The 569-nt window shown below is 39.5% G+C and carries 1 protein-coding gene; it reads left to right on the forward strand.

Features of this window, described 5'->3' with window-relative positions:
- Positions 1 to 569: peptidase G2 autoproteolytic cleavage domain-containing protein (locus ACF91D_RS31465; RefSeq protein ID WP_392438653.1), on the forward strand; the 569-nt coding region annotated here is incomplete at both ends.

The following is a 569-nucleotide window of genomic DNA, read 5'->3' on the forward strand; positions in this document are numbered from 1 at the left end:
GTATTGTTTAAACAAGTTTACAAAGATGTACCGACTGCAGTACGCGGGGGATTTATGGGTGGCTCGACAGGGTCAGGAGCATTATCAAGACGTTCTGCAGTAATCGCTACAACAGGTGATTCATATGCACATTCTGATCGTTCTTGGTTATTAGGTGCAGGTATGAACTCACATGCTTGGGGTTCGCGTTCCGGTATCATCAATTCGCTTGAATCTAAAACAACACAAGGTAAATATGGTCAATTGATTTTAAATAGTCGTGGTGTATTAACAGAAGATAATTATGTTACGGTATGGGGCTATAATGCCGATAGTATTTCAAAAGCTAACACTTCAGTAGAAATACGAAGTGTTTCAGGAAATATTAAGTCAAAAGGTACAATCCAAGCTGGACAAAACTTCGGTGACTATGCAGAGTATTTTGAATCCCAATCAGGTCAAGAAATACCGAATGGTTATATCGTCACTTTAGATGGTCGATATATTCGAAAGGCAAACTCAAATGATACACCTATTGGTGTTATTTCGGGCACTGCTGGTGTGGTATTAGGTGACCAAATGTTCCATCA

The sequence above is a fragment of the Staphylococcus sp. 231237_7MaSpsaltlick genome (assembly GCF_043107035.1).